Origin of the sequence: Actinoplanes sp. CA-142083 (assembly GCF_050942195.1) — a bacterium.
GTDB lineage: Bacteria > Actinomycetota > Actinomycetes > Mycobacteriales > Micromonosporaceae > Actinoplanes.
The window spans coordinates 6,693,638-6,706,846 of sequence record NZ_CP192076.1 but is presented as its reverse complement, the minus strand read 5'-3'; the positions used below and the strand labels follow the sequence as shown (position 1 = coordinate 6,706,846).

General features: G+C 70.9%; 11 protein-coding genes. 6 read left to right on the top strand and 5 right to left on the bottom strand.

Annotation, left to right across the window (positions count from 1 at the left end):
* Nucleotides 1-38: 38 nt before the first annotated feature.
* The 3 genes from ACQPZX_RS30855 to ACQPZX_RS30845 all read left to right on the top strand — a co-directional run bounded on the left by ACQPZX_RS30855 (nucleotide 39) and on the right by ACQPZX_RS30845 (nucleotide 2,788).
* On the top strand, nucleotides 39-857 hold the full coding sequence (locus ACQPZX_RS30855; protein WP_433385503.1) for a MurR/RpiR family transcriptional regulator: 819 nt from the start codon (nucleotides 39-41) through the stop codon (nucleotides 855-857).
* A gap of 162 nt (nucleotides 858-1,019) precedes the next feature.
* The gene (locus ACQPZX_RS30850; protein WP_433362737.1) at nucleotides 1,020-2,360 is read left to right on the top strand and encodes a DUF1996 domain-containing protein; all 1,341 of its coding nucleotides are present in this window, start codon (nucleotides 1,020-1,022) and stop codon (nucleotides 2,358-2,360) included.
* A gap of 80 nt (nucleotides 2,361-2,440) precedes the next feature.
* The gene (locus ACQPZX_RS30845) at nucleotides 2,441-2,788 is read left to right on the top strand and encodes a VOC family protein (RefSeq protein ID WP_433362734.1); all 348 of its coding nucleotides are present in this window, start codon (nucleotides 2,441-2,443) and stop codon (nucleotides 2,786-2,788) included.
* Nucleotides 2,789-2,791: 3 nt separating this feature from the next.
* Here ACQPZX_RS30845 and ACQPZX_RS30840 read toward each other — a convergent pair whose 3' ends face one another.
* Together ACQPZX_RS30840 and ACQPZX_RS30835 are read right to left on the bottom strand one after the other, a co-directional pair.
* Nucleotides 2,792-3,511 (bottom strand): hypothetical protein, encoded by a 720-nt coding sequence (locus tag ACQPZX_RS30840; protein WP_433362731.1) that lies wholly within the window; start codon nucleotides 3,509-3,511, stop codon nucleotides 2,792-2,794.
* A complete protein-coding gene (locus ACQPZX_RS30835) occupies nucleotides 3,504-4,085 on the bottom strand; it encodes an RNA polymerase sigma factor (RefSeq protein ID WP_433362728.1) in 582 nt (193 codons plus the stop codon). Before ACQPZX_RS30835 ends, ACQPZX_RS30840 begins: the two co-directional genes overlap by 8 nt.
* A 75-nt stretch (nucleotides 4,086-4,160) precedes the next feature.
* On the opposite strand from ACQPZX_RS30835, the gene ACQPZX_RS30830 reads away from it, so the two are divergent.
* From ACQPZX_RS30830 to ACQPZX_RS30820, 3 genes are all read left to right on the top strand, one after another.
* The gene (locus tag ACQPZX_RS30830) at nucleotides 4,161-5,345 is read left to right on the top strand and encodes a YncE family protein (RefSeq protein ID WP_433362725.1); all 1,185 of its coding nucleotides are present in this window, start codon (nucleotides 4,161-4,163) and stop codon (nucleotides 5,343-5,345) included.
* 29 nt (nucleotides 5,346-5,374) lie between these two features.
* Nucleotides 5,375-5,806, top strand: coding sequence for a hypothetical protein (locus ACQPZX_RS30825; RefSeq protein ID WP_433362722.1), 432 nt, complete (start codon nucleotides 5,375-5,377; stop codon nucleotides 5,804-5,806).
* 61 nt (nucleotides 5,807-5,867) lie between these two features.
* Entirely contained in the window at nucleotides 5,868-11,330 is a 5,463-nt protein-coding gene (locus ACQPZX_RS30820) for a carboxyl transferase domain-containing protein (protein WP_433362719.1), read from the top strand.
* Nucleotides 11,331-11,393: 63 nt separating this feature from the next.
* Here the strand turns inward: ACQPZX_RS30820 and ACQPZX_RS30815 are convergent, their stop codons facing one another.
* From ACQPZX_RS30815 to ACQPZX_RS30805, 3 genes are read right to left on the bottom strand one after another with little or no spacing between them, the layout of a single operon-like run.
* Nucleotides 11,394-11,783 (bottom strand): (R)-mandelonitrile lyase, encoded by a 390-nt coding sequence (locus ACQPZX_RS30815; protein ID WP_433362716.1) that lies wholly within the window; start codon nucleotides 11,781-11,783, stop codon nucleotides 11,394-11,396.
* Between the two features lie 10 nt (nucleotides 11,784-11,793).
* Nucleotides 11,794-12,813, bottom strand: coding sequence for an aldo/keto reductase (locus ACQPZX_RS30810; protein ID WP_433362713.1), 1,020 nt, complete (start codon nucleotides 12,811-12,813; stop codon nucleotides 11,794-11,796).
* A gap of 11 nt (nucleotides 12,814-12,824) precedes the next feature.
* Nucleotides 12,825-13,202, bottom strand: a complete 378-nt coding sequence (locus ACQPZX_RS30805; protein ID WP_433362710.1) for a DUF2255 family protein — start codon at nucleotides 13,200-13,202, stop codon at nucleotides 12,825-12,827.
* Between the last annotated feature and the right edge of the window lie 7 nt (nucleotides 13,203-13,209).

The window sequence follows — 13,209 nt, the reverse complement described above, 5'->3', positions numbered from 1 at the left end:
CTGGGCGATTCAAGCTATTCAGCAAACCGGGGGTGCGCATGGACCGGGCCGAGGACTGGCTGCTCACCCTCGCGCAGCGGCACCGGCTCTCGCCGACCCAGCGGCAGATCGTGCAGCGGATGCTCGGAATGTTTCCGGACGTGGCTTTCCTGTCGACCATCGAGATCGCCGAGCGGACCGGCGTGAGCCAGCCGACCGTGACCCGGCTCGCCACCGCGCTCGGGTTCGCCGGCTTCCCCGAGTTTCGTGCCGCTTTGCGCGATGTTGTCGTGGGAGTTTCGCCGGCGCCGGAGCGACAGAGCGTCCCCGCGATCGAACAGGAGATGGCCAACCTGGAAAGCCTCAAGCGGGTGCTCGACGGCGATCGGATGCGGGAGGCCGTGCGGTTGCTGGCCGGCACCACCCCGCTGGGCGTCATCGGGCTGCGGGCCTCGGCGGCGCCGGCCGAATATTTCGGATACTTCGCGCGCAGACTGTTGCCGGCCGTCGGCGTGTGCACGGACGCCGGCACGGTCGACGACAGCGTGCTCGAGTGGCGCGACCAGGGCGCGACCGCGCTGCTGGCTTTCGCGATGCCGCGTTACCCGGCCGCCACGGTGGCCGCGATCCGGCTGGCGCGGCGGCTCGGCCTGGCCACGGTCGTGGTCGCCGACACCGCGCTGGCGCCGTTCGCGGCGGATGTGGACGTGCTGCTGGTCGCGCCGGTCGGGACGGGCCTCGTCTTCGACTCGCACGCCGCGGTCATCGTCCTCGCGGTGAGCCTGCTCGACGCGATCGCCGCCACCGACCCGCGCCGCACCCAGCAGCGCCTCGAGGCGCACGAGGCCCTGGTCGACAACTGGATCCACCACGCCTGAGGCTTAGTCACGGGGAAGCGCTTCCCGAGATTTCGCGCACGTTTCGGCACATGGTGGGGATCACCGCGCATCAATGTTGAGAGAGCGCTTCCCCGGCCCGGATACTCCTGGGCACTCACGTCCCCTCTCCCCGAAGGGAGCGTCATGCATTCATCCCCAAGAATGCGCATCCTCTCCGCGGCTCTGCTCGCCGCCGCGACCACGCTCGTCGTGGCGCCCGGCGTCGCCGAGGCCGCGACCGTCACGGTCCAGGCAGAGTCCTATGCCGCGCAGTCCGGCGTGCAGGTCGAGGCGACCGCCGACTCCGGCGGCGGGCAGAACGCCGCCTATCTCGCCGAAGGCGACTGGATGCGTTACGACGGCGTCAACCTCGGCGCCGCCGGCACGCTGACCGTGCAGGCCCGGGTGGCCTCGGCGGTCGGCACCGGGCGGGTCGAGCTGCGCACCGGCTCGGTCACCGGCCCGCTGCTCACGCAATTCTCCATCGCGGCGACCGGCGGCTGGCAGGCGTGGACCACGCTGACCGCCACCACGGCGACCCACCCGACCGGCGCGCAGACAGTTTTCGCGGTGCTGCGAAACTCGACCGCCGGTGATTTCGTCAACATCAACTGGTTCTCGTTCGGCGACGGCTCGCCCGCCGACAGCGGACCGGGCTGGGTCCCGATCGACCAGGCCGCGTGGAACGCGCAGCTCGCCGAGTTCAACTCGATCGTCCCGCGACCGGTGCCGGCCGGCACGGTGCGCGTGTCGGAGTTCAACGCGACCTGCGCCTACAGCCACTCCCACCCCGACGACCCGATCATCTTTCCGGGCATGCCGGGCGCCTCGCACATGCACAGTTTCCTCGGAAACACGAAAACCGACGCGTACACGACGACCGCGACGCTGCTCGGCAACGCCGGCACCAGCTGCCGCCCGCTGCCCGACCTCTCCGCCTACTGGATCCCGAGCCTCTACCAGGGCGATCGCGTGATCGAACCCAAGGACGTGGTCGTCTACTACGGCTCCCGGCTCACCGATCCGGCAGCCACCAAGCCCTTCCCCCAGGGCTTCCGCATGATCGCCGGGGACGCCAAGCTCCAGACGCCCACCCCGGCCGGCTCGGTCAACGCCTTCTACTGCGCCGGCCCGGGCGGCGAGATCGGTCGTAGCGCCGACGGAAACTGGCCGATCTGCGCCTCCACCGCCGTCCTCATGTTCCACCTGGTCTTCCAGGACTGCTGGGACGGCAAGCACCTCGACAGCCCGACCCACAAGCAGCACGTCAGCTACAGCTACGACGGAACCTGTCGCGGCGACTATCCCATCGCGATCCCGAATCTTTCGTTCCTCATTTCGTACCAGACGAGCGGCACGTCGGCGGGCTTCCGCCTGGCATCCGGCATGGCCTCGTCGATGCACGGCGACGCGTTCTTCGCCTGGGAGAACCGCGCCCAGTCCGAGCGCGTGAAGAACTGCCTCGTCCAAAAGGCCAAGTGCAACACCAACGGCGACTTCTGATTTCGTACGCGTCGCCGCGGCACCCGCCGCGGCGACGCGCCCCCGGAAAGTTGTCGTACCCCCGCCGTAGGGTCTGCGGCATGGCACAACTGGGGAGCGTGTTCCTCCCGGTGCGATCGCCCCGGGACGCGGCGGATTGGTTTGCGGCGGTCTTCGGCCTCGCCGTGTCCAGCATCGAGGATCACGCGGCGGTGCTCGACTCGGCCGACCGCGAGTTCCGGCTGACGCTGATGGGTCCCGCGAGCGGCATCGCGACGCCGCCGGGCCTGAGCTGGGCGCCGTTCAGCCTGCTCGTCAACGATCTGGAGGCGGCCCGCAAGAGCCTGCTCGACCGCGACCCGAGCGAGATCGCGGGCGACGAGCGCACCTGCTTCTGGTTCACCGCCACCGACCCCGACGGCAACACGCTCTTGATCTGTGACCGCTGACGGTTACTCGACGGAGAGGGCGGCCGCCTTTGCCTCCTCCATCGTGGCCACGCCTTCGAGGCGATAGGTGACCCCGCCCGCCTCCCAGATCAGCGTCGGGCCGGCAAGGCGAGCCGTCTCGGTGTGCTCGACGCCGGCGCGGTCCACATAGGTGACCGGGTGCGGGCCGGCCACCCAGATGCCGGTGTTGCCGGCGATCTCGACCCACTCGGCGTTCGTGGCCTGCTTGATGAAGGCGACCGCCAGCGTGCCGTCGAACTGGTCGAAGCGAACCTTTCCGTCGCGGTAGGAAACCGTCACCACGCGGGGCGCGCCCGCGCTGTCCTGGTCGGCCATGCTTACCTGCCCCGGCGTGCCCAGCGTGGTCGGCAGGCGCACGGGGAACTTGGCCAGACGGCGGGCTTCCTCCAGCCCCGCCGGGTGCTGCGACGGCAGAGGGCTGGAGGGCAGGGCGGTCGGTTTCGCGGTCGTGCGCACCTCGATGCCTGCCACCCGCAGCAGGTCGAGCACGGCGGCCCGGGCGGGGGCGATCGCGCCGGTCGCGCCCACGGCGGCGACGAGGGCCGAGATCAGCCAGAGCCGCCAGCGGTGACGCCGGGCCGGGGGAGGGGCGGAGGTCAGGCGGGCGCGGACCGCGGCGCGCTGGTCGGCGGCCTCGGGCACGTCGAGGTGGTCGCCCAGCGCGCGCAGCTCGGCGATCAGGTCGTCGGGGCGATCAGGCATCGGTTCCCTCCTCTCCGGCCAGCAACGAGCGCAATCGGGTCAGGGCCCGGGACGTACGCGATTTGACCGTCCCCTTGCGCACCCCGAGCGCCACGGCGGTCTCCGCCTCCGACAGGTCCAGCAGGTAGCGGCACACCAGCACCTCACGGTCCCGCCCGTCGAGCCGCCGCAGCTGCTCGACCAGCGACTCCCGCCGTTCGCGGGCCATCGCCGACTCGGCCGGATCGGGCGCGACCGCCGGCTCCTCGTGGTGCAGGGCCCGCAGCACCAGGCCGTCCCGCCGTTGTCGCGACCGGTGCAGGTTTCGCGTCTCGTTCGCAACGATCGCGAGCAACCAGGCCTTGAACCCCGCCTCGCCGCGGTAGGACGACAGCTGCCGGTACGCCTTGACCATCGCCTCCTGCACCACGTCGTCGGCTTCGGCGCCGGCGCCGAGCAGCACGGCGGCCCGATGCGCGGGCACGGTGTAGTGCGCGACCAGGAACTCGTAAGCATCCAGGTCGCCGGCCCGCGCCCGCGCGACGGCGGTCGCGTCGTCCAGCTCGGTCGCCTTGTCCAGTTCGGCACCCCCCAACGAACACATCATCGACACCGCGAGACGGAAAAAGGTTCCCGGGAACCTTTCTTGCGGTCGCGGTGTCCCTTGGGCATGACGACGCGACGGGGATTTCTCGCACTGGCCGGCGGCACGACAGTGGCGCTGCTCGGCGGCTGTTCCGGCAAGCCGGAGAAGGAACCGGCGAAAGTTCCCGATGTCGTGCTGGCCGACAGCGAGCAGGGCCTGGTCGTCCTGGGCGGCGCCCGCCCGGCCCGGCACGGCCCGCGCGCGGCCGCCAGCGCCGACGGGCGCGTCGTCTTCGCGGTGGTCGGCGACAACCTCGAACGGTTCGACCCGGCCGACGGGATATCCACCCGGAGCGTCACGCTCGGGGGCGGGTGGCTACCCCGCGCCGTCTCGCGGACCGCCTGCGCGCTGAGCCGCACCGCGGCCGCCGTGCAGCCCGCGGCCCGGCCGCAGTCGCCGTTGCTGGTCACCGTCGACGGGCAGCAACGCCGCTACGACCTGCCGGGCGTCGTGGAGCCGGACGCGTTCACCACCGACAACACCGGACTCTTCGTGCTCGAGTGGCTGCCCGCCACCGCGCCCGACCACTACCGCGTGCGGCTGCTCGATCTGGCCACCGGCACCGTCGGACCGCTGCTGACCAGGAACAAGACCGCCGTGCCGCCGGGCGCCGAGGAGGAGATGCGCGGCGAGGGCCGGCAGGCGGTCCTGTCTCCGGACGGGCAGGTCCTCTACACGCTCTACACCCACCAGCCGGGCCACCAGCACACCCGTGACCTGCTTTCGGGCCGCCCGGGTAACGCGCACGCCTTCGTGCACGTCCTGCACCTCACCGAGCGCTGGGCTTACTGCCTCGACCTGCCGCATCCGTTCGGCGAGGGCCCGCCGGGCGCGCACGCGGTCGCGGCCAGCGCGGACGGGCGGGAACTCGCGGTTTTCGACGCGAGTTCCGGAAACATCGCGTACGCCGGGACGACCGAGCTCGCGATAGCGGGCGTGTTCAAAGCGCCGAAGGGGGACAAGGCAAGCCTCACGTATGGGACGAGCGTGCTGGCCGGCACCGGCCGCACGATCAGCGCCCTGGACCGCACCGGCGCGGTGACGGCAAGCTGGCCGGTACCGGCGGACGTGCGCGGCCTGGCGGTCAGCCCCGACGGCGAGCGGGTCTACTGCGGCGGCGACAACGAGGTGCTCTGGTTCGACAGCGGGGGAGCGATCCGGGGACGGGCGAAGGTCGAGGGCCTGACCACATTGAGGAGCGTGCGATGACGATCACCCGAGCGGCGGCGCTCGTCCTCGTGCTCCTCGTGGGCGGATGCACGAGCGGCCAGCCGGAAAAAGCCGAGGAACCGCCGAAATGTGGTGAAACTGTCGTAACGGACGCCTTGCCGGAATGGGCGCGCACCGGCTTCAGCGACGACGGCTCCGGCATCCCGCATGTTTTCGGAAAATCGGGCGACATCCTCGGGGTAATTTTCGGCTCGCCGCTCAAGGCGCCGCCCGCGGCCGACCGCAACAACAAGATCCTCTGGGTTTCCCGGCCGCCGGCGACCGTGACCGGAGACCTGAAAATTTCCGCGAAACTCGACGGCACCGGCGAAACGGCGGAACGCACGGTGACCGGCGGGCCGGGACCGTCGATCATCGATCTGCCCAAGGCCGGCTGCTGGCGGCTGACGCTTCAGTGGTGGGGCCACACCGATACGATGGATCTCACCTACTCTTCATGATCGCGAGCGGGCCTGTAGCCTCCCCTGAGAGTTACCTAGAGGTGAGGCAGGGCTGGGTCTGGTGTTCAAGCGAATCGCCATCGTCAACCGCGGCGAGGCCGCCATGCGGCTCATCCACGCCGTCCGCGATCTGAACGCGGAGACCGGCGCCCGGATCGAGACCGTCGCCCTCTACACCGACGTCGACCGCGCCGCCATGTTCGTGCGCGAGGCCGACGTCGCGTACGACCTCGGGGCGGCTGCGAGCAGGCCGTACCTCGACCTGAAGACGCTCGAGCGCGCGCTGGTCGACACCGGCGCCGACGCCGCGTGGGTCGGGTGGGGTTTCGTCGCCGAGGATCCCGCTTTCGCGGAACTTTGCGAGAAAGTCGGCGTCACTTTCATCGGGCCGAGCCCCGAGGCGATGCGGAAACTCGGCGACAAGATCGGCTCGAAGCTGATCGCCGAGGAGGTCGGCGTCCCGGTCGCCCCCTGGAGTCGCGGCGCGGTCGAGACGCTGGACGCCGCGATCGCCGAGGCGGCCCGGATCGGGTACCCGCTGATGCTCAAGGCCACGGCCGGCGGCGGCGGGCGCGGCATCCGGGTGGTCCGCGACGAGGCGCAACTCGTCGACGCCTACGAAAGAACGAGTCAGGAGGCCGCACGCGCCTTCGGCAGCGGCATCGTCTTCCTGGAGCGCCTGGTCACCGGCGCCCGGCACGTCGAGGTGCAGGTCATCGCCGACGGCCAGGGCACCGCGTGGGCGCTGGGCGTGCGCGACTGCTCGGTGCAGCGCCGCAACCAGAAGGTCATCGAGGAGTCCGCGTCGCCGGTGCTCAAGCCCGAGCGGGCGGCCGAGCTCAAGGCGTCCGCCGAGCGGCTCGCCGTCGCGGTCGGTTACCGCGGCGCCGCGACCGTCGAGTTCCTCTACCACCCGGGCGACGACCTGCTCGCGTTCCTCGAGGTCAACACCCGTCTGCAGGTCGAGCACCCGATCACCGAGTCGACCACCGGCTTCGACCTCGTGCGCGCCCAGCTGCACGTCGCGTCGGGCGGCAAGCTCGAGGGCACGCCGCCGGCCGAGCGCGGTCACGCCATCGAGGCGCGGCTCAACGCCGAGGACCCCGATCGCGATTTCGCGCCCTCCCCGGGCCGCATCGCGCGCCTGGTCTTCCCGGCCGGCCCCGGCATCCGGGTGGACACGGGCGTGGGCGAGGGCGACAGCATTCCGGGCGACTTCGACTCGATGATTGCCAAGATCATCGCGTACGGGAAGGACCGCGACGAGGCCCTGGGCCGGCTTCGCCGGGCGATGGCCGAGACCACGGTCATCATCGAGGGCGGCGCGACCAACAAAAGTTTCGTGCTCGACCTGCTGGCCCAGCCCGAGGTGATCGACGCTTCGGCGGACACCGGCTGGATCGACCGGGTGCGCGAAGAGGGCCGCCTGGTCTCCCAGCGCCACTCCGGCGTCGCGCTCGCGGCGGCGGCCATCGAGGCGTACGAGGAGGACGAGCGCGTCGAGGAGGAGCGGCTGCTCGCCACGGCTTTCGGCGGCCGCCCGCAAGTTCGCCACGAAAGTGGCCGCCCGCTCGACCTCAAGTTGCGCGGCGCGGGCTACCGGCTGCGCGTGGCCCGGGTCGGCGCCCACCGCTTCCGGGTCAGCATCGAGGCCGGCGGCGAGCTGCGCGCGGCGTACGTCGAGATCCACCGCTTCGACCGGCACACCGGCTGGATCGTGGTGAACGGCGAGCGCCACCGCCTGATGACCGGCGCACACGGCGCCATCCACCTGGTCGAGGTCGACGGCGTCGCCCACCGGATCACCCGCGACGAGGGCGGCGTGCTGCGCTCCCCGATGCCGGCTCTGGTCGTGGCCACCCCGCTCGAAGTGGGCGCCGAGGTCGAGGCCGGCGCGCCCGTGCTCGTGCTCGAGGCCATGAAGATGGAGGCGGTGCTGCGCGCGCCGTTCCGGGCCCGGGTCAAGGAGCGCCTGGTCGTGGTCGGCAACAAGGTCGACGCCGGTGCGGCGTTGCTGCGGCTCGAGCCGCTCGGCGGCGACGAGGAGGCGGCGGCCGAGGAAGCGGCCCACGTCGAGATCGACCTGCCCGCCGAGCCCCAGGAGGCCGTGGCCGGTCAGCGTGCAGCATGGGGTCAGGAGGACCTGCGCGGGCTGCTGCTCGGCTTCGACGCCGACCCGCACGACGAGCGCCGGGTGCTCAACGACTACCTGACCGCCCGGCGGGCCGCGGCCGACGCCGGGCAGCGGATGCTCGCCGGCGAGGTGCAGCTGCTCGAAGTCTTCGCCGACCTGGCCGAGCTGAGCCGGAACCGGCCGGCCGGCGAGGACGGCGCGAGCGACACCCACGTGCACAGCCCGCGCGAATATTTCCACGCCTACCTGCAAAGCCTCGACGTCGAGCGGGCCGGGTTGCCGGAAAGATTCCAGGCCCGGCTCAGCAAGGCGCTGAGCCACTACGGCGTGACCGAGCTCGAGCGCACGCCCGAGCTCGAGGCCGCGGTGTTCCGCATCTTTCTGGCCCAGCAGCGGGCCGCCTCGGACGCGACCGCGATCACCACGCTGCTGCGCGCCTGGCTGGGCGAGCCGCCGCCGGACGAGACGCTGCACGAGTCGGCGGGTCTCGCGCTCGAGCGGCTGATCTCGGCCACGCAGGTGCGGTTCCCGGCCGTCGCCGACCTGTCGCGCGGGGTCGTCTTCGCGTGGTTCGGGCAGCCGCTGCTGCGCCGCAACCGGGCGCGCGTCTACGTAGGCGTACGGAAAAACTTGCGCTATCTCGACGCTCAGCCGGACGCCCCGGATCGCGCGGAGCGCATCACGGAGATGGTGCGAAGCACCGAGCCGCTGGTGCGCGTGCTCGGCCAGCGCCTGGTCCGCGACAACCTCGACAACTCGGTCATGCTCGAAGTCCTGACCCGCCGCTACTACGGCAACAAGGGCCTGTCCGACGTGCGCACGGTCGAGGCCGCGGGCTGCTCGTTCGTGGTCGCCGAGCGCGCCGGGTCCCGCCTGGTCACCGCCGCGGTCAACCACGCGCAACTGGGCGGGGCGCTCGACGGGCTGGCCGCGCTCGCAACCGGCGACGTGGCCATCGACGCCGACGTCTACCTCTCCTGGGAGGGCCAGCCGGCCGACTCCGACGACATGGCCGCCGCGCTGTACGAGGTGATCAGCGCGCACCCGCTGCCGCCGCAGGTGCACCGGCTCACGGTCGCGGTCGCCGGCAGCGGCGGCGCGGTCATGCACCACCACTTCACCTTCCGCCGGTCGAGCACCGGGATGACCGAGGAACGACTGATTCGCGGTCTGCACCCGCAAGTTTCCGAACGGATGCAGCTCGAAAGGCTGCGAAAGTTCGACCTCACCCGGGTGCCGTCCTCGGACGAGGAGATCTACCTCTTCCGGTGCGTGGCCCGCGAAAACCCGTCCGACGACCGGCTGGTCGCTTTCGCGCAAGTTCGCGACCTGGCCGAGCTGCGCGAGCACGACGGCCGCCTGGTCGCGCTGCCCACCACCGAGGACACGATCGCCACCTGCCTCGACTCGATCCGCCGGCAGCAGTCGAGCCGGCCGTCGGACAAGCGGTTCAACACCAACCGGATCGTCATCTACGTGTGGCCGCCGGTTTCGCTGACCCGCGACGAGATGGAGATGATCGCCCGGCGCGTGGCGCCGACCGTGGCGGGGGCGGGGCTCGAGGAGATCCTGTTCATCGCGCGGCGCCGCAACAGCGAGGGCCGGCTGGTCAAGGTGGCGGTCCGGATCGTCTTCGACGTCGCCGGCGGCGCGCGGCTGGTCATCGAGGAGCCGTCGGACGAGCCGGTCGAGCCGCTGGACGGCTACCGGCAGAAGGTGCTGCGGGCGTCGAGCCGCAACACGGTTTATCCGTACGAGATCACGGCCATGCTGGGCGAGTTCGTGGAGCACGACCTGTCCGCGGACGGCGTGCTGGAACCGGTCGACCGGCCCAAGGGCAAGAACTCGGCGGCGATCGTGGCCGGTGTGGTCACCACGCGCACCGACGTCTATCCGGAGGGCATCAAGCGGGTCGTGCTGCTCGGCGACCCGACCAAGTCGCTGGGCTCGCTGGCCGAGCCGGAGTGCCGCCGGGTCATCGCGGGCCTCGACCTGGCTTCTGAGCTGGGCGTGCCGCTGGAGTGGTTCGCGCTCTCCTCGGGCGCGAAGATCGCGATGGACTCGGGCACCGAGAACATGGACTGGGTGGCCGAGGCGCTCAAGCGGATCGTCGAGTTCACCCAGGACGGCGGCGAGATCAACATCGTGGTCGCGGGCATCAACGTCGGCGCCCAGCCGTACTGGAACGCCGAGGCCACGATGCTCATGCACACCAAGGGCATCCTGGTCATGACGCCGGACTCGGCGATGGTGCTCACCGGCAAGCAGGCGCTCGACTTCTCCGGCGGCGTGTCGGCCGAGGACAACTTCGGCATCGGCGGCTACGACCGGGTGATGGGGCCGAACGGGCAGGCGCAGTACTGGGCGCCGTCGCTGCCGGCCGCCGCCGAGGTGCTGATGGCGCACTACGAGCACACGTACATCGCGCCCGGTGAGTCCGCTCCGCGCCTGGCGGCGACGATCGATCCGGCCGACCGCGATATTTCCGGCTTCCCGCACAACGTGGCGGGCAGCGACTTCACCACCGTCGGCGAAATTTTCTCGGCGGCGGCCAACCCCGACCGCAAAAAGCCCTTCGACATCCGTACGGTGATGCGCGCGCTCGCCGACCAGGACCACCCGGTGCTGGAGCGATGGGCCGGCATGGCCGACGCGGAGACGGCGGTCGTCCAGGACGTCCACTTGGGCGGCATCCCGGTCTGCCTGCTCGGCATCGAGTCGCGGTCGGTCACCCGGCGCGGGTTCCCGCCCACCGACGGCCCCGACGCGTACACGGCCGGCACGTTCTTCCCCCGCTCGTCGAAGAAGGCGGCGCGGGCGATCAACGCGGCCAGCGGCAACCGTCCGCTGGTGGTGCTGGCGAACCTCTCCGGTTTCGACGGCTCCCCGGAATCGATGCGGAAACTGCAGCTCGAGTACGGCGCGGAGATCGGTCGCGCGATCGTCAACTTCCGCGGCCCGATCGTCTTCTGCGTGATTTCGCGCTACCACGGCGGCGCTTTCGTGGTGTTCTCGAAGCGGCTCAACCCGAACATGACGGTGCTGGCGCTGGAGGGCTCGTTCGCCTCGGTGCTGGGCGGCGCGCCGGCCGCGGCGGTGGTCTTCACCGGCGACGTCAACCGGCGCACGGCGGCCGACCCGCGGGTGATCGCGCTGCAGGAGCGGGTGGCGGCGTCGACTGGCACCGACCGGGGCGCGCTGGCCGCCGAGCTCGAAGAGCTGCGGGCATCGGTGCGGACGGAGAAGCTCAACGAGGTGGCCGCGGAGTTCGACCGCAAGCACAGCATCCAGCGTGCGGTCGAGGTCGGCTCGGTGGACGCGGTCATCAAGGCGTCCGAGATGCGCCCCCGCATCATCGAGGCGATCGACTTCGGCGCCCGCCGCCCCTAGCGGTTTCGCGATCTTGATGACTTCCGGCGCCCCACGAGCCGGAAGTCATCAAGGCCGCCTCGGTCAGGCGGGGTACTCGGCGATCACGTGGTCGCCCCACTCGGTTTCCGGGCCCTGCTGACCCTCGGCGAGGCCGTCCCAGATGGCCAGGTGGGTCATGAAGTGCTCGGGGGTGGCGCCGTGCCAGTGCCACTCGCCGGGCGGGGTCCAGATCGTGTCGCCGGGGCGGATCTCGACGAGCTCGCCGCCGCGCGACTGCACCAAGCCGCGCCCCTCGGTGACGTGCAGGGTCTGGCCGTTGACGTGCCGGTGCCACGCCGTGTGCGCGCCGGGGGAGAAGCGCACGGCGTTGACCCGCAGCCGGTCGGTGGCGGCGATGACGTCGAACCAGACGTCACCGGTGAACATCTCGGCCGGGCCCTTGGTGGTGGACTGCTTCTTCTTCACTTCCATGAGAGGCCTTTCAGCGGCGGTTGGCGGGTTGCAGCCACGGGTTGACCCAGCCGTTGTCGGCCGGGTTGAGGGTGACGCCGGGCGGCACGATCTCGTCGATGCGGTCCAGGACGTCGTCGGTGAGGGTGACCTCGGCCGCGGTCAGCTGGGATTCGAGGTGCTCCATCGTGCGCGGCCCGATGATCGCCGAGGTGATCCCGGGGTGGCGCAGGACGAACGCGATTGCCAGCTCGATCAGCGTGACGCCGGCGTCGTCGGCCAGTTTCGCGAAAGCTTCGGCGGCGGCCAGCTTCCGCTGGTTTTCCGGCAGCGACAGGTCGAAACGGTTGGCCAGGCGCTGCCGGGCCGCCGAAGTCGGGCCCTCCTGCGAATCCTGGCGGTAGCGGCCGGAGAGCCAGCCACCGGCGAGCGGGCTGTAGGAGAGCACACCCATGCCGTAGCGGCGGGCCAGCGGCAGGATCTCGTTCTCGATGTTCCGGGTGAGCATCGAGTACGTCGGCTGCTCGGTCACGAAACGTTCGCGGCCGCGGTCGCGCGCGACATATTGCGCGTCGACCAGCGCCGAGGCCGGGAAAGTCGAGTGGCCGAGGTAGCGAATCTTTCCCGCGCGGACGAGGTCGGTGAGCGCGCCCAGCGTCTCGTCGAGGTCGACCTCCGGGTCGTAGCGGTGCATCTGGTAGAGGTCGAGGTGGTCGGTGCCCAGCCGGCGCAGCGAGTTCTCGACCGAAGTCATGATCCAGCGCCGGGAGCCGCCGCGGTGGTTCGGATCGTCGTCGAACGGCATGAAGAATTTCGTCGCCAGCACGACATCGTCGCGCCGCCCCTTCAGCGCCTTGCCGACGATCTCCTCCGACTCGCCCTGCGAATACACGTCCGCGGTGTCCACGAAATTGACGCCGGCGTCGAGCGCCCGGTGGATGATCCGGATGCTCTCGTCGTGGTCCTTCGTGCCCCAGTCGCCGAACATCATCGTGCCGAGGCACAGCTTGCTCACCTGGACGCCGGTGCGCCCCAACGGCCGGAACTCCATGATGGTCCTCCTCAGTCGCGGGGCAGCAGACGGATGGTCAGCGCCGCCACGTCCGGCCCGGTGACGCTGCCGACGATGGCGGGGCCGTACCGGTCGTACTTGCCGTGGTAGGCGCGGTCGATGCCGGCGCTCGCACCCGGCTCCGTGTCGGCGAAGACGACATCGCGCTCGACGCCGCCGGCCCGGATGCGGCCCGCGCCGGAGGCGAGCGCACGGCGGTACCAGCCGTTGGTGGCGCCGTAGGCGCTGCGGATGTACAGGTCGTCGCCGGCTCGGACAACCCAGATCGTCACGTACGGACGGAGCGTGCCGTCGGCGCGGTAGGAGCTGACCTGGAGCTCCTCCGCGTTGCCGACGCGGGTCAGGTCATCTTCGGTCCATGCGGTCACCAGACGA